The following is a 21,261-nucleotide window of genomic DNA, read 5'->3' on the forward strand; positions in this document are numbered from 1 at the left end:
TCTGAAAGATGTTCTATAAAATCAAAAGAAAGAAATTTTACGTAGCAATCGGTTTTCTAATTATCTCATGTGGCCAAGGCCCAAAAAAGGAAAAAGCACCGGAAATCGAAACCCAAGGTGCCGTAGAAATGATTGAAGCAGTTGTGGACTCCATACCCGACGATGAGGGTTTTGATTTTCTTAAAACTATTTCCAATACCAAAACGTTGAAATTACCTCACATAGAGAATACCAATTTCGACAGCTTTATCGATGAAGATGATTATGAAGTAATCGATTTCAAGGCTTTTAATTTGAACCAGATTTATCCTGATTATAATGCAGAGGGTCGAAACTATCGAGCTATTGCCAAGTACACCGTTCCGATAAGAGATAACTTTCATTCTGTAGTAGTGACCATCCTAAAAAGTGAGAATGAAATGGAATCCGTGTTGATTAATTACGATCCAGAAGGTACAATTATTGCTCATGAATTGGTTTCGTACGACGAAATAGCCGAGGGCATGTCCAGAACGGTTTCCCGTATCAGCGAAAACCGATTGACCGTTGACCGAATCTTCTGGGGCAACATTAGAGAAGTGGAACAAATAGAATACGAAATAACTTGGGATGGTACCATAGAAAAAGTAGATACCAAAAAATTGAACGATTCTTTTAAAAACTATACACTAATAAATAGTGTTTTAATGGATTTAAAATTGGATTGGATACAAATAAAAACCGATTTGATTGCCACTAAAGTCTATCCAGAAAATCCAGAAGAAACCATTGTGGTTATTCCAGAAATAGTGGATGAGGGCGAGCATTATTTTGCACTGAACAGCCATATCCTCATTGCTGATAATCGTTCTGGAAAAGTCACACATAAATACTTTGAAAGTAAAAAGACTAACGAATGGGTTTCGGATGCCATAGAATTGAACGGAATTCAAATCGACTCTACTTCATATCAGATTTCAGAAGACAAAATGGCCTTTGGTGTAACCGTTTCGCGTTTTGGCTCTTCTAGGGTAAACCCGTATTCAAATAAAGCGTTGTCACTTTTTGTAAAATCTGGTGACAGTCTAGTTAAAGTACTTTCCAACTATACTGTTGAAAATTATGGCGGAGAATGGGACGGCGATTGTGATGGAGAATTTAACGAGACGAAAAAAAGTCTTAGGATGGGACAGGAAAAAAACAACGGCTATTTTGACATCTGGGTTGATGCTGAAAATTCATATACCCATAGTTTTAAAGATAAAAACGGGGATTGCCTTTCAGAGATGAAGCTTAATCCCAAAACCACAATTTTAAAATTTAATGGCTGGCGATACTCAGAATATGATACTGAAACCATTGCCTATGCTGAATACGCCCCGGAAAAAAAAGTGAATGTTCGGTTAGAAAATGTCCACGTTGGTCACGCATTTCAAATGGAACCTTTTATCCTTTTGTCTGGACTGTATATGCCCAAAAACGGAAAAATAGTATTTCCTGACACTGAAACCGATAACGGTTATAGAGTATTCCTAGTGAACGAAGACAACGAAATACACTATAAATCCAAAGGTTTCGGGGATTTATACCATTTTGAACCCCATTTTTATAAAAGCGAAGCTTCGGACAAAACCATCATTATTTGTCAACTGGGCTTTGAATACCCGTTTGGCGGCGAAGTATTCATCTATCAGAATGAAAAGATGGAACATATAGGAACGCTGGATATTGAAGGATACGACCCTGAACAAAATGGCACTAATTATTTGACTGAAATCATTGAAATAAAAGAAGGTAAAACGGGTATTGAATTTTCCTTTAAAACGGACAGATTAATTCTCAATCCAGGTGGAGAGCATGAGGAAGTAATTACGAACAATAATGTTTTTTATGTCTACAAGAACAATGAGCTATCCTTACTATGGAACAACTAAAGAATTTTAAAAAGGTGTTTTTTTTAGGGATGGTTTTTGGGATTCTTGGTCTTCATGCCCAAAAAGAAGCAACGTATCCAAAATTACCCAAATCTGTAATGGAAATACACGATTTGATTCCCGATAGCTGGCAGATACTTTCGCAGGTCTCAGGGGACCTTAACGGAGACGGATATGAAGACCTGGCCTTTGCTATACAAAGCCCCGTAAAAGAGACGATTCAATACACCGATGATTCTGAAAGTGATACAATAGTTACAAGTCCCAGAATACTGGGTATCTACTTTGGCAAACGCAACGGAAAATTTAAGAAAAAGCTGCAATCCAATACGTTTATCATCAATCGAAATACACCTGTGATGGATGAGCCTTTTAAGGGTCTTGAAATCTTGCCAGACGGAGAATTTCAGATACTGTTCTTTATATGGCCATGCAGGGAATGTACCTCATGGTCAGAACATCTATATAGTTTCAGATACCAAAACAAAGCTTTTGAACTGGTGGGTTATAATGAAAATATTGCCCAACGCGTATCGGCTGATGATATAGCTTACAATATCGATTTTGAAAACAAAACAATGCATATCAGCACTAGCACGATCAATGATGAAACAGATGAACAAGTACTGGAGGAACAACCGACCATCAAATTTGAGCTTGATAAATTAAAAACCCTAAAATCGATGGAAAAACCCTTTGAATGGGAATTTCTTCAATTACATATTTAATACCATTCCCCAATTAAAAACAGGCCAAAAACGCTTGTTTTAATCACAGAGTATGGGGTGTTTAATCCTTTGGCGATGCCAATAAAACCAAACTATTTTGGCATTTTATCCATTTCCATGTGCAGCATGCTCCAACGGTGACCGTCCCTATCGATGAAGCCCATGGCGTACATCCATCCATCAACCTCAGCAGGTTCCGCAAAAATCCTGCCTCCGGCATTTTTCACTTTTTGGGCCATTTCATCGACTTCCGCTCTGGTCTGGGCATCCAGATTGATCAGCATCTCGGAACCTTGGTTGGTATCGGAAATCTCCGTCTGTGCAAAATGCTGAAAGGCATTTTCCGGAAAAAGCATCAGCACAAAATCATGCTCACCAATCAAAAAACTTCCTATGTGCTCAGAATGGGCATGCATGGGATTTTCCCTAAACCCAATTTGCTTGAAAAATATCTTTGAAACATTTATATCCTTTACGGGAAGGTTCAACCAAATCGATTTAATTGTATTTACTATTAGGTGTATCACCAAATATAGCCAACTTTCAGAAAATGAAAAGTTTGCAAGCAAATTCTGGAAAGCCTGTGCATAATCAAAAATCTAATTACGTAGAATGTATTTTTAGTTTATTTCTAAACTTTCTTGCTCTTTAATTATAAATAGAGTAAAAAACCATCCTTTAAACCTACATAAACGTTTTTCTAACGACTTTTACATTTTTTTAACAACCACTTTTTGTTAACAGGGTTTTCTTGACATAATTTCGCCCCCGTAATGAAGCAAAGTTTTTTAAAATATTCCTTACCACTAATGCTCACCTTGCTGTGTGGGCTTTACTTTGTTCATTCCAATTTAAAGGTCGAAGATTCCATAAAACTGGATTCCAAGGAGGCCTTTTCCCAATTCAAGGATGTAGACCAGCATGCCCAGGTTGCCATCAATCCATCATACAGTGATAAAAAACTTGCCATCGAGGTTGCAGAAACCGAAGAGCAAGAGGAAGAGATAAGACATAAGTTTCCAACGGAGCACGGTAGATACTTAGGTGGCATTTCCGCTGCTTTACTTAGAACCCAATTCATTTGGCATATACGCTTTGATTCTCAAAAATCCCTTGTAGCCTTCAGCGCATCGGATACAACTTCCCTATTTAGAAGATACATCAAGTATCAAGTATTTAGACTATAGCATTTTTTAGGCCGCAACACTTTGTTGGCCCCTTTTAAAAGCCTTTCTCACTTAGATTCCTTTTTAGGGGAAACGTGATAGGCAAATCCATTGTTCTAAATAATATCATTTTCTAAATATAAAATTATGAGGAGAATCCCCATGATTATAGGTCTTCTAGTTGTTTTAGGCCTATCGAGTTGTAACTCCAAAAAAGAAACCCACGAGGACCAAACCAAATTTTTGGTTACCAGTCCCATAAAAAAGGACACTTCCATTATCAAGGATTATGTGGCCCAAATTCATTCCATACGCCACATAGAACTTAGGGCCCTTGAAAAAGGGTACTTAAAGGAAATTCATGTAGACGAAGGCCAGTTCGTAAAAAAAGGGCAAAAGATGTTCAACATCATGCCCAATGTCTATCAAGCCGATTTACAAAAGGCAGAGGCCGAAGCCAAAATTGCAGAAATAGAGCTGAATAACACCCAACTACTGGCCGATGGCAATGTGGTCTCAGCCAATGAGCTCGCCATGGCCAAAGCGACTTTGGAAAAAGCCAAGGCTGAAGTTGCCCTTGCCCAGACGCATTTGGGCTTTACAGATGTACGCGCCCCTTTTGACGGTATCATGGACCACCTTCACGTACGGGAAGGTAGCTTACTCGATGAAGGAGAGCTATTGACCACCCTATCCGATAATTCCGAAATGTGGGTCTATTTCAACGTACCGGAAGCCGAATATTTGGATTATATCATGAGCAAGGACAGGGGCGATAAGAAAACCGTAGGTCTTTTGTTGGCCAATAACAAACAGTTCAACCAAAAGGGTATCGTACAGACCATTGAAGGTGAATTCAACAATGAAACGGGAAATATAGCCTTTAGGGCCACCTTCCCCAATCCTGATGGAATTCTTAGGCACGGAGAGACAGGAAGCATTCTCATGACCATTCCTTTTAAAGATGCGATCATCATTCCCCAAAAGGCCACTTTTGAGATCCTGGACAAAAAATATGTTTTTGTGATCGACGAAAATAACGTTGTGCAACAGACGGAAATTACCGTTGCCGCAGAACTTCCACACTTATTTGTTGTTAGTAAAGGCGTAAGTCTTAAAGATAAAATTTTACTGGATGGCATACGAATGGTCAAGAACAAGGAAAAAATAAAGACCGAGTTCGCGGAGCCGAACGAGGTGATTTCCAAGTTGGCCGTTTATGCCGAATAACAAGAATTAATCCAACGTATTATGTTCAGTAAATTTATCAAGAGACCGGTCTTGGCTATTGTCATATCGGTAATAATCGTATTTGTAGGATTGCTTTCCATAAAGCAATTGCCTATTTCACAGTTCCCCGAAATTGCCCCGACCACGGTAAACATTTTCATTGCCTATCCTGGTTCCAGTGCGGACGTTTTGGTAAAATCTACCCTTATTCCTTTGGAAACGGCCATAAACGGTGTACAGGGAATGCGCTATATCGCTTCCGATGCCACCAGTGCCGGCGAAGCGACCATACGTATCATTTTTGAACCTGGTACCGATCCGGATCAAGCGGTCGTACGGGTAAAGACCCGCGTTGACCAGGTAATGCCAAACCTACCCGACCTTGTGCAACGCGAAGGGGTAATCATAACCCCTATTCAGCCCAGTATGCTTATGTACGTTAACCTATACAGTGATAACGTGGATGATCATGAGCTCTTCCTCTACAACTACGCATATACCAAGATGATTCCAGAAATACAGAGAATCGATGGTATTGCAAGTGCCCAAATTTTGGGAAGCCGAAAATACGCGATGCGTGTCTGGTTAAAACCGGACCGTATGCGGGCTTACAATGTCTCTGCCGAGGAAATCCTCACGGCAATGGAGGAGCAAAGTATTTTGGCCAGACCGGGAAGGATCGGACAGAGCTCCGGTAAGACCTCGCAATCCTTGGAATATGTGTTGATGTATCAAGACCGATATAACGAACCCCAACAATACGAGGAAATTATCATAAAGGCCAACGAAGATGGTGAAATCTTGAAACTTGGTGATTTGGCCGATGTAGAGCTGGGAAGCGAATTTTTTGATATTTATTCCAATCTGGATGGTAAACCATCGGCTTCCATAATTTTGAAACAGACTTTTGGCAGTAATGCCAGTGATGTTATCGATGCTGTAAAGGAAAAACTTACCGAGTTGGAGAAAGACCTCCCTTCCGGACTTGATTATAAAATCAGTTACGACGTTTCCAGTTTCTTGAATGCTTCCATAGAACAGGTAATGCACACGCTCAGGGATGCTTTTATCCTGGTTGCCATTGTGGTATTTCTGTTCCTGGGCGATTGGCGCTCCACGTTAATACCCATCATTGCGGTTCCCGTATCCCTCATAGGTGCGTTTTTCGTAATGCAGCTATTTGGATTGTCCATCAACTTGATAACCTTATTTGCCTTGGTTTTGGCCATTGGTATTGTGGTGGATGACGCCATTGTGGTCGTGGAGGCCGTCCATGCCAAAATGGAAGAAAAACACGTTGGGCCATTTGAGGCCGTGAAGGTGGTCGTCAATGAAATTGGGGGCGCGATCATTGCCATTACCTTGGTGATGGTTTCCGTATTTATTCCCATTGCCTTTATGACAGGACCTGTGGGTGTATTCTATCGCCAGTTTTCCATTACCATGGCGGGATCTATCGTAATTTCAGCGGTGGTGGCCCTTACTTTGACACCTGTGCTTTGCGCTATGATCTTAAAAAACAACCATGGAAAGCAAAGAAAGAAATCCCCGTTGGACAAATTCATCGATTGGTTTAACCGTGGATTCGAAAAATTGACCGGTAAATATGGGAAGGTATTGGACCGGATCGTGGCTAGAAGGGTATTGACCTTTGGCATACTTATCGCATTTTGTGTAGGTATATTTTTTACGAACGAAACCCTCCCCGCCGGCTTTATACCCAATGAGGACCAAGGTATGATCTATGCGATCATCCAAACACCTCCGGGCTCAACATTGGAACGAACCAACGATGTTGCCAGAAAATTGCAACAGATATGTGAAGAGACGGAGGGCGTGGAATCGGTTTCTTCCCTAGCGGGTTATGAGATTATGACAGAGGGCCGTGGTTCCAATGCGGGTACCTGTTTGATCAACCTAAAACCATGGTCGGAACGCCATCATTCCGTACACGAGATCATGGAGGAGCTGGAAGAGGAAACCAAGGATTTGGGTGCGGTAATCGAATACTTTGAACCACCGGCCGTTCCCGGGTTTGGTTCTTCCGGGGGTTTTTCCCTACGTCTTTTGGATAAAACGGACGGAACCGATTACCATGAGTTTGAACGTATCAACAATAATTTTATGGATGCGCTATCAAAACGTGAAGAGATTACCGGCCTTTTCACTTTCTACTCTGCCAACTATCCGCAGTATGAATTGAAGATCAACAACAAAATTGCGATGCAGAAGGGAGTGAGTATAGACAAGGCCATGGAAAACCTGAATATTTTGATCGGTAGTACCTATGAGCAAGGTTTTATCCGCTTTGGAAGATTTTTCAAGGTATACACCCAAGCCGCTCCAGAGTACAGGGCGTTGCCTTCCGATCTGGAAAAATTGTTCGTAAAGAACGAGGAAGGCGAAATGGTGCCCTACTCTGCCTTTATGACGATGGAAAAACGTTTGGGACCCAATGAAATTACCCGGTACAACCTTTACAATTCGGCATCCATCAGAGGACTTCCCGCAAGGGGATTTACCAGTGGTGATGCAATTGACGCCATCAAAGAGGTAGCGGAAAAAACGCTTCCACGCGGCTATGATGTGGATTGGGAAGGTCTTTCGTATGACGAAGCTAAAAGAGGTAATGAATCGCTGTATGTTTTCATCGTTGTACTGATTTTCGTCTACTTTGTATTGGCGGCACAGTATGAGAGCTTCCTTTTACCTTTTGCTATTTTACTTTCGCTTCCCGTTGGTATTTTAGGGTCCTTTGTTATGCTCAAGGGCATGGGACTTGCCAATGACGTGTATGCCCAAATAGGACTTATCATGCTGGTTGGGCTATTAGGTAAGAACGCCGTACTTATCGTGGAGTTCGCCGTTCAGAAAAGGCGGCAGGGAAGTACTATTTTGGCATCCGCCATTGAAGGGGCCAAAGTACGGTTTAGACCTATTCTTATGACTTCCTTTGCTTTCATTGCCGGACTTATTCCTTTGGTCATCGCCCATGGAGCTGGAGCTATCGGTAACCGGACCATTGGAGGGTCGGCCATGGGTGGAATGCTGATGGGAACCCTATTCGGGGTACTAATAATCCCGGGTCTTTACTACATTTTCGCAAAGATGGCCGATGGTCGAAGTCTTATCAAGGGAGAGTCCAACGAACCGGTTTCCGAAGAGTTCATGAGAATTTCCGAAGAAGAAAGCAGGACTAAAACGGCCCTAAGGGAAATGAAAAAACTCTTGAAAAAATTAACTAAAAGAAATGACAATGAATAACTACAGAGTACCTAAAATAAAAAGCTACGGTAGGCTTTTCGTCTGTATTGTTCTATTTGGGGCCTTCCACTCCTGTGTTCCAACGAAAACGCTAAAGCAGGAGGACAAATGCCTTCCGGAAACCTACAGGGCCTTATCCAATGATACCTTGAACACCGCGAACACAAGGTGGAGGGAATTCTTTTCCGATGCCTACCTTGTATCGTTGATCGATACTGCCTTGGTAAACAACCAAGAGCTGAATATTATGTTGCAACATATCGATATCGCACAAAATGAGGTAAAGGCCAGAAAGGGGGAATATCTGCCATTTATCGATGTCAAGGCTGGTGCCGATATTGAAAAAGTGGGAGAATACACCCGAAACGGTGCGGTTGAAAAAAACCTGAACATTCGGGAGGATGAGGAATTTCCAGAGTCCCTGACCAATTATTCCGCCGGAATTTTCGCTTCTTGGGAGCTGGATGTTTGGAAAAAGTTACGAAACTCAAAAAAGGCAGCGGTCATGGAATATTTGGCCACTGTGGAGGGCAAAAACTTTATGGTAACCAGTTTGATTGCGGAAATAGCGGATTCTTACTATGAACTCATTGCCCTGGACAACCAATTGGCCATCATTGAGCAAAACCTTGAGATACAAGGAAATGCCCTTAGAATGGTACGTTTGCAAAAGCAGGCGGCAAGGGCGACCGAACTTGCGGTACGCAGGTTTGAGGCCGAAGTCCTAAAGAACCAAAGCCATAAATTTGAGGTGCAGCAGCAGATCGTGGAAACGGAAAACAAGCTCAATTTCCTCCTAGGCCGCAATCCCCAAAAAATAAATCGCAACTCACAAAATTTCATTGAGAGCGAAATCGATACCATGTACGCCGGTATACCTGCACAATTGCTTCAAAACAGGCCCGATATCCGCAAGGCGGAATTTGAGCTGGAGGCCGCTAAACTGGATATAAAAGTGGCAAGAGCCAATTTTTATTCTTCCATTGGTATAAAAGCTGGAGTTGGGTTACAGGCATTTAAACCCAAATACCTGACCGAAACCCCGCAGTCCCTTTTATATTCGGCGGTGGGCGATTTGGTCGCCCCGTTGATAAACCGAAATGCCATTAAGGCAGTATACAATACGGCCAATGCCAGACAGGTACAGGCGGTCTATGAATATGAAAAATCGATTCTTCAAGGATACATTGAGGTTGCGAATCAATTATCCAACATTGAGAACCTCAAAAAAACCTATGATTTAAAGGCTGAACAGGTGGAAGCTCTTACAGAATCCATTAACCTTTCAACACAATTGTTCCAATCGGCAAGAATCGAGTATATAGAGGTGTTGTTTACCCAAAGGGAGGCTTTGGAGTCCAAAATGGAGTTGATAGAAACGAAACGGGACCAACTTGTTGCCCGTGTAGCTATTTACAAGGCTCTTGGTGGTGGATGGAATTGATTTCCCCCGAAACCATTAAAAAAGCCTCCGAAAATCGGAGGCTTTTTTTGTTGAGAGAAAATTGATTCTTAATTGTTTAAATCTAGCACCGCATTAATCTTTGAAAATATCTCGGAGTTTTCATACACCCCTTTAAAATTTTGAGCTTGTGGCCCATAGGCAAATAAAGGAACCATGATGGCCGTATGATCGATAGTCAAAAAATCACCTTGAACTTCGCCTTCTTCCCAATTCCCCCCCACGATTCCAAAGCCGGACGTTTCATGATCTGCAGTTATCAAAACCAACGTATTGCCCGTTGTATCGGCAAACTTCAATACCTCGGCAACCGTTGCATCAAAGTCCAACATTTCATCTATGATGGTGGCTACATTATTGGAATGCCCACCATTATCTATTTGTGCTCCTTCCACGACCATGAAAAAAGGATCTCCATCTTTTGAAAGAACTTCCATGGATTTTTTTACGGATTTTGGCAACATATCCCCCCTGCCCATTTCTAGTGTCGGCATCTTGCTTTCTCCCAAAAATATCGCGGTCTTATTTTTTAGATTGGTAAATTCTGTCAGCGTGATTGGCTTAAACACCTTGCCCAATTCAGCAATATAGGAAGCTCCCCCAGCAATAAAAAAATCCAATTTACTTGTTTTCAAGTCCTTTAGGATACCATCGGTATTGTCCCTATCCTTTACATGGGCATAGAATGACGACGGTGTAGCACCGTAAATGTCATCGGTCGTAATTATTCCCGTTCTATACCCTTTTCCGGATGCGATATCGACCAAGTTAAGCAACACCTCACCATCGGGTCCCAACCCAATCGCCCTATTATTCGTTTTTTGTCCCGTGGCCATGGCCGTTGCCCCTGCGGCCGAATCGGTTATCAAATCATCAAACGCTGATGTTTTTATCAACCCAATGTCCTTAATAGTTGTGATACTCAATTGACCCCTATTCGCGAACATAGCGGCCGAAATTTGGGCCAATCCATTACCATCGCCAATCATGAGAATGATATTCATCGGTTTAGCGTTTGGATCAAATTTGTATTGTGGATTATATACCGATTTAACCTCACCCTTATAACTCCTGCTATCCAACGATTCCAAATAATTATATGCCTTGGCCGGTTGATCGGTGTTGATAAAATCCACCCCCAATGTGGCCAACCGTGCCCAAGCGGTCTTTGTATCCGGAGTTGCCCAAAACCGAAAAGGTTTATTGAACGCGTGGGCTCTTGTTATAGCTGCTTTGACTTGGTTCAGTTCTTCTTCCACCATTCGGCCATATCCGTTCCAAACAGAATACTTTTGAAAGCTAAGACTAATGATGGCTACCTTTTCCATTGGTACCGTTTCCAAGTCGACCAAATTTTGATGATCAAAGAATATGTAATCCGGATAATTGACATAATCTTTTGGATCTGGACGATTTCCTGATATCACAAAGGATACTTTATCTCCTTTTATAAGATTAGGGTATTTCCTTAAGACCTTTTGTATCTCCTTTAGGGTAGGTCCCGCTGGCGACTTTAAATCCAATAAGAGTTGTATGTTCCGTAGTTTACCATTTTTCTCTAGTTCCGATAAGGGTTCCAAGTATAGTGAAGCCAGCGTAAGGTCTTCCTTTATATTTGATTCTTCGTGGGTAACGTACAGTGTATTATCCTTTAGAAACAAATCAACTTCTATAGATGAAGCGTTATTTATATATGCTTCTACAAAAGGGAAATCCTGATGGTAATCATTATGGGAATGTACTTTGTAGGGTATTTGACCATGGCTAAATTGTAGGGCAAAGACCAGAATCCAAAGAGTTAATAGGTGTTTTAGTAGATTATCAAATTTCATTTTAATCAAGATTATTCGATGTCCTTATGGTTGTTGTTCTAGAAAGAGGCCACAAGGAAATCTAGGTTTGCGGAATTTGTAGGTTGCGCTATTCTTTTATTCTCTCAAATTTACCCATACCAAAATCAACTTTGTAGCGCGATTCAAAAAATTTGCTCGGCAGATAATAATCGGTAGTAATTATTTGGGCACCCGAAGCTTTAGCTTTCTCAAACCTTGTATAGTCATTATTTCTTGCCTCAACCGTTCCCGAATCCGCACGAGTGCGGACTATAAAACCCTTGGAAACCAAATTCCGGATTTTGTCAAAATTCCCAACCGGATCATTTACGATCATAAAGGCCGCTTCTGGACTTCCCTCCGGTTTATTGATAAATAGTACCGCATCCTTTAATAAAGGAAATTTTTTAAGGTATAAATCACTTTTGTTATCTCCTTCATCCAAGACAAAAAGAAAACGCCCCTTTACCTCGTCCAAACTGGGCCATCCATCGCCAAGTATTGCCTCCTTCAAAGATTCTTCATCCCCCTTTACCAAATCCGGAGTTATCAATTTTTCGTTTGGGAGAACCGTTTTTATCTCTTTATCCAAGTTTTCGAATGCATCGGCATCAAAAACCAAAGGATCCTTTAGTTGCGGTATTATCCCGTCTTTAGTGTTCAACGTGATGAAGATAGGAGTATGCTCCGGGTTCTTGTTGGACCAGGCCAAAAGTTCCTGCAGCGCCTCTTGAAAAAGTAATTGGTGGCTTCTAAAATCTATATCCTGAACATGAAATACTTTGAGGCCGGGTTTGTTTAATTTTTTCTCCCTATCGAACGGCAAGAATTTTTCTCCCGATAGCTCTACAATATCCAATCCTTTTGGATTGGAATAGTCTCCACCTTGAGGGTCGTGAAATACATCAAGTTCCAGGTTTCTAAGTCCTAAATCCAACTGTTGGGTCAATGGGATATGCTCATATTGAAGCGATTTTGCCATTGATGAATCCAATTGAAATAGATACTCCCATAAAGGCTTTTCAATTCCTATTTTGTAACTATTGTGACTTCCGATCACCTGGATATCGTTCAGCCGTACATTTCCTTTCCCATATTCCTGGGAAAGACAAAAAACAGGAAGTATTAAAATCATAAATACCTGTATTTGCTTATGCATTTTCATAGATTGCGATTAACCCGTTCAAACTAATTTAAAACCCCCAGAAAAGGAAAATACGGCAGGTATTTTCATACCGGCCGTATTTAATTTAATATAGAGCATCAATAACCGGGATTTTGCACCAAAAATCCCTCTACACTAGATGCTCCATCTATCGCTCTCTGAGGAATGGGAAACAATCTTTTGTTTGGATCGCTATCCGTCTTGCCCGTCCAGGAGCCCTCATATTTGCCAAAACGGATTTGGTATGTTCTTCTCAGTCCTTCCCAATAGAGCTCAAATCCAGATTCACGAAATAGAATATCAAGGTCAATCGTTGCAAGTGCTTCGGGCGTCTGCTCAGGCCTGGCGGTTCTTGAGGTTCTAAGGGTATTAATATCTGCCAAGGCACCGGCATTGTCCCCTTTACGGAGTTTTGCTTCGGCCCGCATCAAATAAATCTCACCCAAACGAAGCAATACTATATCCACGCTACTGTTGCTACAGCAATTGGGAGCTGTACGGCTGAATTGATATTTCGAAAACCGATGTCCAGTGTTGTGAAGACTGCCCTCATCCGTAAAATTAACGTCAAGGTTATGGTCCACATACTTAAGGTCCGCACCGCTTGTCCTTCTGTTTATGACGGGATAAATACGGACAGACCCATCATCACAGGTCAAAATATTCCCCCCTTCATCTTTTCGAGGTCCCCAAATTATTCCTCGAAGTATACCCCTATCAATTTCAAACTCCTCAGCCGGAACGCAGTAAAAATGGTCCGCATCGTTGTTTGGGTTTACCCCAGTGAGGTCTCTAAGATTTTCTGGGATTACGGTGTTCTCTTGAAAGAAACGGGCATCGGCCACGGCCGCATCAACATTGCCATAGGCATCTGCCCACGTCTGAATGAAATCAGGGGTTGCCGCAGCGGCATCGGTGCCTCGTGTATTGGGGAATTCCGGTCTTGGAATTTGATCGCCCGATATGGACCAGTACTGCCAACGACTGTGTTCTGTCTGCAAAACGCCCCTTTGATCGAGCGAAAATATAACTTCAGGGTTGCTATTGTTGTCGTCATTGAATATGTCAAAATACTCCGGTGACAAAGAGTAGGGTCCCGAAATGATATCATTGGTATATTGAATTACCTTATCCATATCGGCATCCAAAAAATTGGGTGTACCATAAGGATCGCGGTATACGGCGGAATTCAAGTACAATCGGGCCAAAAGGGCCTTCACCGCATCTTTGGTAAACCTACCGGGACCTTGGTCGTTATTGATAACTTCAACCACGGACAATAGTTCACTTTCAATATAATCCACAGCTTCTTGCGCTCTAAGGATTTGGGATATTTCTTCTGAACTTTCTTTTTTAAAAACAATTCCCCAATTATCCAGCGCCAACATATTGAGATAGGCCCTTGCGGCGATCATTTCGTGCAAAGCGCCTTGCGCCTCGGCATTTCCGTTATCAGCCTCAGGACGCAGTCTATCAATGGCGATGACCGCCCTGGATATGGATAAGGTTATTTCGTTCCAGGAATCGCCCACGAGACTATTACCAGGGGTCATAAGATGTTGATGCACTGCGATGAACTTGCCACCGTCAAACCAGTCCCTCCCACCACGGTTGGGAATTATGGCTTCATCCGAAGCGATTTCCTGGAGACCAAAATTACGTGTATGAAGCCATACATTTCTAAGTAGACCGTAAACGGGCGCAATGGAACCACTTACAATTTCAGCCTGACCGGTCCCGGTAAGCGACTCGTCCAGTACATCCTCCTCCAAGTCCGTGCAACCAAAAAATGCAACTAAAAATAGCACTATCGGTAATGCTCTATAAATTCTAATAGTTTTCATGATACTTTTTTATGTGATTTTAAAATCCTTTGTTTTTCATTAAAATGTTACGTTAAGAGCGAAAAGTAAGGTCCTTGCTCTTGGATATGTAAACCGGTCGATACCAAAGGTCTGTATTTCGCCTTGGGTAGCGCCCGTATTGACTTCTGGGTCAAAACCGGTATAATTGGTAAGAACGAAAAGGTTTTGCCCGGTTATCGAAAAACGGATGTTTTGAAGGGCATCCCCCAAGCCGACCTTTTCCGCGCTCAAATTATACCCTAGCGTGGCGTTGTTCAAACGTAAGAACGAACCATCCTCTAGATAGCGGGTGGATACCGTATTCGAATTGCTCAACGACTCATTGGGAAACTGCACGGCAAAATCCGTAGTGTTGTTAGACCTACCCAATTGCGCTTTGTTGAAAAGGGACATTGTTGTGTGATTGTATACTTCATTACCGGCTACCCCATTGAAGTTTAGCCCCAAATCAAAAGCCTTGTACTTGAAGTTCGCATAAAACGCGTAGATAAAATCAGGGATGGCACTGCCCACTACCCTACGGTCATCATCCAAGACGGCACCATCTCCATTAGTGTCCTTGAACTGGTTAAGACCATCGGCTCCAATACCATCGAATTCAAGCATGTAGAAAGCACCTATTGGCTCGTTGTTGATATACCCATTAATGGTTGCACCTGTTTGTCCGGACCCTTGCGCCGCTCCTGTAGTAAGGACCGAATAGGGTGAATCCCTTACTTCGTTTTGAATATAGGTGACGTTGCCCCCAATGTTATATGAAAAATCGCCCTGTGAATTGCTGTTGTAGTCCAATGCCAATTCGACGCCACTGTTATGGATTTCCATATTGTCGATATTATCCCAGAAAGTAGAGGTAGGTTCCACGGGGTCTGCGGGCACTACTTCCAATAAGATATTAGAAGAAACTTTATTGAAATAATCCAACGTACCCGTCAATTTATAGTCGAATAGCGCAAAATCAAGACCTAAATCAATTTGTGTGGAAACCTCCCATTGTAGATCGGGGTTCGCCAAACGGGTAAAAACGATACCGAACGGATAATCGTCAATGGAGTTGCCCTGGGTATCGATGGGGTAGGTACTTAGGCTCCCTGCACCCGTTAACAATCTATCTTCCGAAAAACTGGCCTTTGTAATTTTGGAGGGGATTTCTTGGTTACCTGTTTGTCCCCAACTTGCGCGCAGCTTAAGGTTATCAAATACGGAGTTGGCCATAAAATTCTCATTGCTAATATTCCAGCCAAGTGCAAATGCAGGGAAATACCCATATTTGTTATTTGCACCAAATTTTGAAGAACCATCTGCACGCAAGGTGGCAGTCACAAGATATCTATCATCATAGGTATAGTTGGCCCTTCCAAAGAACGATTGTAGCTCGTTCTGCTCTGCGGCAGCTGTTACCGTAGTTGGAAATTCATCCGTATTGGTCTGGTCTTGGAACCGTGGCTCAATATTATTGTTGGCGAAACCTCTATAAAAAAAGGTTCTCCCCTCTTCTAAAAATTTCTGATAGGAATGTCCCGCAAGTACGGTTACATTATGAACCTCATTGTTCCAATTATACGTTAGCGTATTTTCAACCAGTTCATTCGTATTGGAACTGATTGTGCTCTCCAATGAGCCCTGTGAGATATTGGATTCATTTACGACCTCTGGAAAAGGTCTGTACTGTTCGTCCCTTGTGGTAGTTGAATAGTCGACCCCTAGGTTTAATTTATAGACCAAACCGTCGAAAATTGTAACTGAAGGCGAAATACTGGCCAAAATACGATTGTTGATGGCAGTATCGCTAAAGAGTTCGTTCCTTTTTAACGGATTTAAGGCGTTTGTGTTCAAAATTGTTGGAACACCGTTTGTAAGTGCGGGAATCGTGGGGTTCAAACTGAGCATATCACTTATGGTTCCTGTTATTACAGGTCTCAAATTTTGGGTACGCGAGGCGGTGAGGTTATAATCAACGTTCAACTTACCGTTGAACGCTTTTTGGTTCATGTTCAATTTGCCCGAATAGCGTTCAAGGTTGCTGTTTTGCAAAACACCCTCTTGTTCTTGGTACCCCACCGAAGCGAAATAGGCAAATTTTTCCGTTGTGGCGCCACTCATGGAAAAGTTTACATTGTTGGATACCGCGGTTTGTGTCAATTCGTCCTGCCAATTGGTATTGGCCCCAAAATCTTCCAGCGTACCACCTACCGCTACTACTTGGTTGCGAAAGGTGTCCGCATCAAATACATCGATCTTGTTTGAAATGGTGGAAAAAGCCGTGGACGCCGAGAAATTCATTTCGGTTTTGCCCGTTCTTCCCCTCTTTGTAGTAATCACAACGACTCCATTGGAGGCTCGTGATCCGTATACCGCGGTAGCACTGGCATCTTTTAGCACATCAATGCTTGCTATATCGCTGGGGTTCAAAAAATTCAAAGGGTTGGTATCAAAACCATTGTTAGCATTGTCCAGTAAAAAGCCATCAACCACATAAAGCGGCTGTGTACCTGAACGCAAACTTCCAACCCCTCTGATAATCACATTTTGTGCCGCACCGGGCTCTCCGCTATTTGCCGCGATGTTCACCCCTGCCAATTTACCTTGAAGTAATTCCCCAGGGTTGGTTACCACTCCCTGATTGAAATCTTCGCTTTTAACCGATGCAATAGCACCTGTAATATCAGATTTCCTTTGGGTCCCGTAACCTACGACCACTACATCGTCCAATTGCGTGGCATCCGGCTCCAATTGTACATTTATAATGGAATTATTGCCTACCACTATCTCCTTGGAACTATAGCCCAAATAGGAAATTTGCAAAGTTGCCCCAGAGCTTACATTGATGGTGAAATTACCATCAAAGTCTGTAATGGAGCCGTTACTGGTTCCTTTTTCCAACACGGACGCACCAGGAAGTGGGGCTCCCGTTTCATCCGTAACCTGTCCGGTTATTGGGTTCTGTTCCAGAAAAAATATAAAATCATAGGAATCCTCTACAGATCCCCATTCTTTTTCAATACTTTTATTGGTAGTTTTTGAGTTCCCGAAGAGGAAACTGCTTCCTAAAATCGCAAAAAGTAAGATAAAGCCGATTTTAGTTAGTCGGTTTTTAAGATACATAGTTTTAAAGTGTTGAAGTTTTAGTGATTTTCGATGCTTTTTAGAGAGCCTGTTGCCGCAGGCTCTTTTTTGTTTTTAGATTTCCGATCAAAAGTAATTCTTAAGAAGTAGGTGGTAGGTTACGGATACTTTATGATTAGTTTAATTTAAAATGAGGTAGGACGCTTTCCATCGATATTTTTTGGTGATCCAAAGACGGAAAAATGGTTTTTACCGATTATTTCCCTCGGGTGTTCGAAGAGTTTGCCAAGAAAGTAGCTGTTCTGTATACTTTAGCGGTATAAATAATCGAACACCAAATCCAATACATTATGAAAAAGTGTATTATCCTTCTTGCCATTTATACTGTATTGCTTCTACTCTACTAAGAGCGATTTATTCCAATTGTAGTTTCCCTATTCCAACTTGAGTTCTGAAGGTGAAGCTGCATTCTTTTTATCGGAAAAAATTCTGGCACTGGTCTTCATATCGGCATAACGTGGATCCGGGATGTAATCCTCCTTGCGCATTTTGATGACTTCGATGCTCAAGAAATCGAACTCGCTCACCACCTTTCCGTAAAACCGATAAATACCCCTGCCCCTAAAAGCATACTTGGCAGCTACCGGTGGAAACAACACCGTATCGAAAACCATTCCCTGCTGATCTACCAACGTGGCGAAATACATACGCTTCCCCGTATGGGTACTCGTATTTTTCACCGTAACCAAATACCCATAAATATCTATATAACCGTTTACATAGTTCATTAGATCCTTGCTCCCGTTCGTATTCTTTGGAGGTTCTGCCAAGAGCTCGAACGGACTGCACAGACAAAAACCCAATAGTTCCAATTGGGTAAAGGCGTCCTCTTGATCACTGGTATGCAATGGGGGAATCCTAAAATTTTGATGTACGGCCGGAAAAAGCTTTGGGTGCTCCAGCTTTGTCCCCCTGTTGAGAAACAAATGGGCCTTCCACAATAATTGGTGTTTGTTGACTCCCGTAAACCGGAACCCATCGATACGTATAAGAATACTTATCTGTTCTATGGATATGACCACGCGGTCCAAGAAATCCTCCAAGGAGGTAAATATTCCTTCCCGACTCCTTTCCCTGAGGATACGTTCCGCTACCCTGCTTTCCAAATCGCGTAAATAGCCCAGTCCCAAGAAAATAGCTTCTCCGTAGATTACATTGTTATGATTGCTCCTATTGACACAGGGCGGGTGTATGGTAGCCCCCAGCATGCGGGCTTCGTGGACATAGAATTCCGTCCGGTAGAAACCGCCCCCGTTATTAAGCACGGCCACCATATATTCCAAGGGATAGTAGGCCCTTAAGAACAGGGTCTGATAGCTTTCCACCGCATACGAAGCGGAATGTCCCTTGGCAAAGGCATAGCCGGCAAAACTGGCTATCTGCTCCCACACCTCAAAAATAACACTGTCCGGCTCTCCCTTTTTGCGGCAATTCTCGATAAATTTTAAACGTACCTTTTCAAACTCTTCCCGCGAACGAAACTTTCCGCTCATTCCCCGCCGTAACACATCGGCTTCGCCCAAATCAAGGTCGGCAAAATAGTGGGCCACTTTGATCACATCTTCCTGATAGACCATGACCCCATAGGTCTCCGGCATAATATCCAACATGACCGGATGCGCCTTCTCGGCTGTCCTCCCCTTTTCCCTATGCCTTAGGATGTACTCCCGCATCATACCGCTTTTGGCAACCCCTGGACGGATGATGGAACTGGCAGCCACAAGGCCCAGGTAATTATCCACTTCCAGCTTTTTCAACAGCATCCGCATGGCAGGGGACTCCACATAAAAACACCCCATGCATTGGGCCGTCTTGATCAGGTTGTTGATCCTGGGATCTTTTTTGAACTTTTTGACATCGTGGATATCGATTTCCTGGGTATTACCCATGCGGTTATAGGCGATGATCTCCAAGGATTCCTTAATTTTCGAGAGGCCCCTTTGGCCCAAAATATCGAACTTATAAAGTCCCACGTCTTCAGATATCACCATATCGAACTGTGTGGTAGGAAACCCTTTGGGCGGCAAATGCGTGGCCGAAAACCAATGTATGGGCCTTTCGCTGATCAAAATACCTCCGGCATGAATGCTCAGATAATTGGGCATTCCCATGATCAACCGACCGTATTTCAACACCAGCCGTGCCACCTCATCAAGCTTTCCCGGATCGAACTTTCCTTCGGCGAGAAAATCGATTTCATTTTTTGGAAGCCCAAATACCTTCCCCAACTCACGGATAACGCCCCTTTCCTTAAAAGTAACGTAGGTACCCAAAAGGGCCACATGCTCAAAACGGTCAAATATATATTGGGTCATCACCGGTCGATCATGGTGTGAAAAATCGATATCAAAATCCGGGGGGTTGGTTCGATAGAGGTTTATGAAGCGCTCAAAATATAGGTCGAGTTCCATGGGGTCCACATCGGTAATTCGCAACAGATAAGCCACGATACTATTGGCGCCGCTACCCCTGCCCACGTAAAAGAATCCACGTTTTCGCGCATAGGAAATAATATCCCAGTTGATCAGGAAATAGGAAACAAAACCTTTTTCCTTGATCAGCCCCAACTCCTTCTTCAAACGCTCCATGATCTCCTCGCCCACCTCTTGGTATCGGTACGGTAGGCCTTCCCTACACAATCGCTCGATCATTGTATCATCTTCCTCCTTGGATCCCGTATAGGTTCGTAGGTTTTGGGAAACCCTGTCCTTTGAAAAATCAAAATGGATGGAACAGGTGTTCAACAATTTTTCCGTGTTTTCCAAGATAAAGGAGTATTCTGAAAAAGCGGCCACTAGATTCTCTATAGGATACATTTTTTCATCCTCGCTGCCTTCCTCCGTTTTCTCCAACTTGCTTAACAGCACATTCCTATCAATGGCCCGTAGCAACCTATGGGCATTGAAATCGCCCTTATGCCGAAAGGTCACCGGTTGTTGCACCACCAACTTGTCCCTCAACCCCTTTATTCTTGAAAATGGCAACTTACGCAGGTCTGCTATCGATATTCCTATAAACTCGTGTGCCCCAAAGTGTACCATTTCATTGAGAAGCACCTTTTCAAAAGGATAGACTGCATAGGCATTTTGAAAGCGTGGAGCCCGGGAAGGGAACCTTTTTTCCTCATGAAGATGTTTGGACAGGAAATTGTTCAGTTCCAAATAGCCTTCGTTGTTTTTGGCTATGCCTATAAAACAGGGGTCGACACCATTTCTAAAATCGATTCCCAATAGGGGACGTACATCATATTCAGGGGCCTTGCGTACAAAATTCAGCGCCGCGGACGTGTTGTTGATATCGGTCAGTACCAATTTCGACACCCTATTTTTTTGTGCCATGCGCAGAAGTTCCTCTTCGGAAAAGGTTCCGTAGCGCAAACTGTAATATGTGTGGCAGTTTAAATACAAGGGGCAAATTCAAGTTCAAGTGTCAAGTTCAAAAGCTACTAGTTGTTGGTTGTTGGTAATCAATAACATCTAATTCTAACAACTAGCAACTAACAACCAGTAA

General features: G+C 42.7%; 12 protein-coding genes. 6 read left to right on the top strand and 6 right to left on the bottom strand.

Annotated features, from left to right (window positions below):
* Nucleotides 1-8 precede the first annotated feature (8 nt).
* Both F0361_RS04120 and F0361_RS04125 read left to right on the top strand, forming a co-directional pair.
* Nucleotides 9-1,913, top strand: coding sequence for a PA3715 family protein (locus tag F0361_RS04120; protein WP_154917334.1), 1,905 nt, complete (start codon nt 9-11; stop codon nt 1,911-1,913).
* Entirely contained in the window at nt 1,901-2,641 is a 741-nt protein-coding gene (locus F0361_RS04125) for a hypothetical protein (protein WP_154917335.1), read from the top strand. Before F0361_RS04120 ends, F0361_RS04125 begins: the two co-directional genes overlap by 13 nt.
* A 92-nt stretch (nt 2,642-2,733) precedes the next feature.
* On the opposite strand, the gene F0361_RS04130 is transcribed toward F0361_RS04125, so the two are convergent.
* The gene (locus tag F0361_RS04130; RefSeq protein WP_246160800.1) at nt 2,734-3,168 is read right to left on the bottom strand and encodes a VOC family protein; all 435 of its coding nucleotides are present in this window, start codon (nt 3,166-3,168) and stop codon (nt 2,734-2,736) included.
* 246 nt (nt 3,169-3,414) lie between these two features.
* Between F0361_RS04130 and F0361_RS04135 the strand changes: the two genes are divergently transcribed.
* The 4 genes from F0361_RS04135 (at nt 3,415) to F0361_RS04150 (ending at nt 9,745) form a co-directional block, all read left to right on the top strand.
* On the top strand, nt 3,415-3,828 hold the full coding sequence (locus F0361_RS04135; protein WP_154917336.1) for a hypothetical protein: 414 nt from the start codon (nt 3,415-3,417) through the stop codon (nt 3,826-3,828).
* A 126-nt stretch (nt 3,829-3,954) separates the two neighbouring features.
* Nucleotides 3,955-5,037: an efflux RND transporter periplasmic adaptor subunit gene (locus tag F0361_RS04140; RefSeq protein ID WP_154917337.1), complete on the top strand. Its 1,083-nt coding sequence runs from the start codon at nt 3,955-3,957 to the stop codon at nt 5,035-5,037.
* Between the two features lie 21 nt (nt 5,038-5,058).
* Nucleotides 5,059-8,301, top strand: a complete 3,243-nt coding sequence (locus tag F0361_RS04145) for an efflux RND transporter permease subunit (protein WP_154917338.1) — start codon at nt 5,059-5,061, stop codon at nt 8,299-8,301.
* Nucleotides 8,294-9,745: a TolC family protein gene (locus tag F0361_RS04150; protein WP_154917339.1), complete on the top strand. Its 1,452-nt coding sequence runs from the start codon at nt 8,294-8,296 to the stop codon at nt 9,743-9,745. The genes F0361_RS04145 and F0361_RS04150 overlap by 8 nt, the downstream gene beginning before the upstream one ends.
* A gap of 68 nt (nt 9,746-9,813) precedes the next feature.
* On the opposite strand, the gene F0361_RS04155 is transcribed toward F0361_RS04150, so the two are convergent.
* From F0361_RS04155 to F0361_RS04175, 5 genes are all read right to left on the bottom strand, one after another.
* On the bottom strand, nt 9,814-11,595 hold the full coding sequence (locus F0361_RS04155) for an alkaline phosphatase (protein ID WP_154917340.1): 1,782 nt from the start codon (nt 11,593-11,595) through the stop codon (nt 9,814-9,816).
* 88 nt (nt 11,596-11,683) lie between these two features.
* Nucleotides 11,684-12,730: a phosphatidylinositol-specific phospholipase C1-like protein gene (locus tag F0361_RS04160; RefSeq protein ID WP_211361140.1), complete on the bottom strand. Its 1,047-nt coding sequence runs from the start codon at nt 12,728-12,730 to the stop codon at nt 11,684-11,686.
* A gap of 128 nt (nt 12,731-12,858) precedes the next feature.
* Nucleotides 12,859-14,604, bottom strand: coding sequence for a RagB/SusD family nutrient uptake outer membrane protein (locus tag F0361_RS04165; RefSeq protein ID WP_154917342.1), 1,746 nt, complete (start codon nt 14,602-14,604; stop codon nt 12,859-12,861).
* Between the two features lie 39 nt (nt 14,605-14,643).
* Nucleotides 14,644-17,730: a SusC/RagA family TonB-linked outer membrane protein gene (locus F0361_RS04170; protein WP_154917343.1), complete on the bottom strand. Its 3,087-nt coding sequence runs from the start codon at nt 17,728-17,730 to the stop codon at nt 14,644-14,646.
* Nucleotides 17,731-18,125: 395 nt separating this feature from the next.
* Nucleotides 18,126-21,158 carry a DNA polymerase III subunit alpha gene (locus F0361_RS04175; RefSeq protein ID WP_154917344.1) on the bottom strand — a complete coding sequence of 1,011 codons (3,033 nt, stop codon included), beginning with the start codon at nt 21,156-21,158 and terminating at the stop codon, nt 18,126-18,128.
* Nucleotides 21,159-21,261 lie beyond the last annotated feature (103 nt).

The organism is Maribacter flavus, assembly GCF_008386635.1.
Lineage (GTDB): Bacteria > Bacteroidota > Bacteroidia > Flavobacteriales > Flavobacteriaceae > Maribacter > Maribacter flavus.

Coding starts and splice junctions, on each gene's coding strand:
- F0361_RS04120 (WP_154917334.1), top strand. CDS start 9: ATGTTCTATAAAATCAAAAGAAAGAAATTTTACGTAGCAATCGGTTTT.
- F0361_RS04125 (WP_154917335.1), top strand. CDS start 1,901: ATGGAACAACTAAAGAATTTTAAAAAGGTGTTTTTTTTAGGGATGGTT.
- F0361_RS04135 (WP_154917336.1), top strand. CDS start 3,415: ATGAAGCAAAGTTTTTTAAAATATTCCTTACCACTAATGCTCACCTTG.
- F0361_RS04140 (WP_154917337.1), top strand. CDS start 3,955: ATGAGGAGAATCCCCATGATTATAGGTCTTCTAGTTGTTTTAGGCCTA.
- F0361_RS04145 (WP_154917338.1), top strand. CDS start 5,059: ATGTTCAGTAAATTTATCAAGAGACCGGTCTTGGCTATTGTCATATCG.
- F0361_RS04150 (WP_154917339.1), top strand. CDS start 8,294: ATGAATAACTACAGAGTACCTAAAATAAAAAGCTACGGTAGGCTTTTC.
- F0361_RS04155 (WP_154917340.1), bottom strand. CDS start 11,595: ATGAAATTTGATAATCTACTAAAACACCTATTAACTCTTTGGATTCTG.
- F0361_RS04160 (WP_211361140.1), bottom strand. CDS start 12,730: ATGATTTTAATACTTCCTGTTTTTTGTCTTTCCCAGGAATATGGGAAA.
- F0361_RS04165 (WP_154917342.1), bottom strand. CDS start 14,604: ATGAAAACTATTAGAATTTATAGAGCATTACCGATAGTGCTATTTTTA.
- F0361_RS04170 (WP_154917343.1), bottom strand. CDS start 17,730: ATGTATCTTAAAAACCGACTAACTAAAATCGGCTTTATCTTACTTTTT.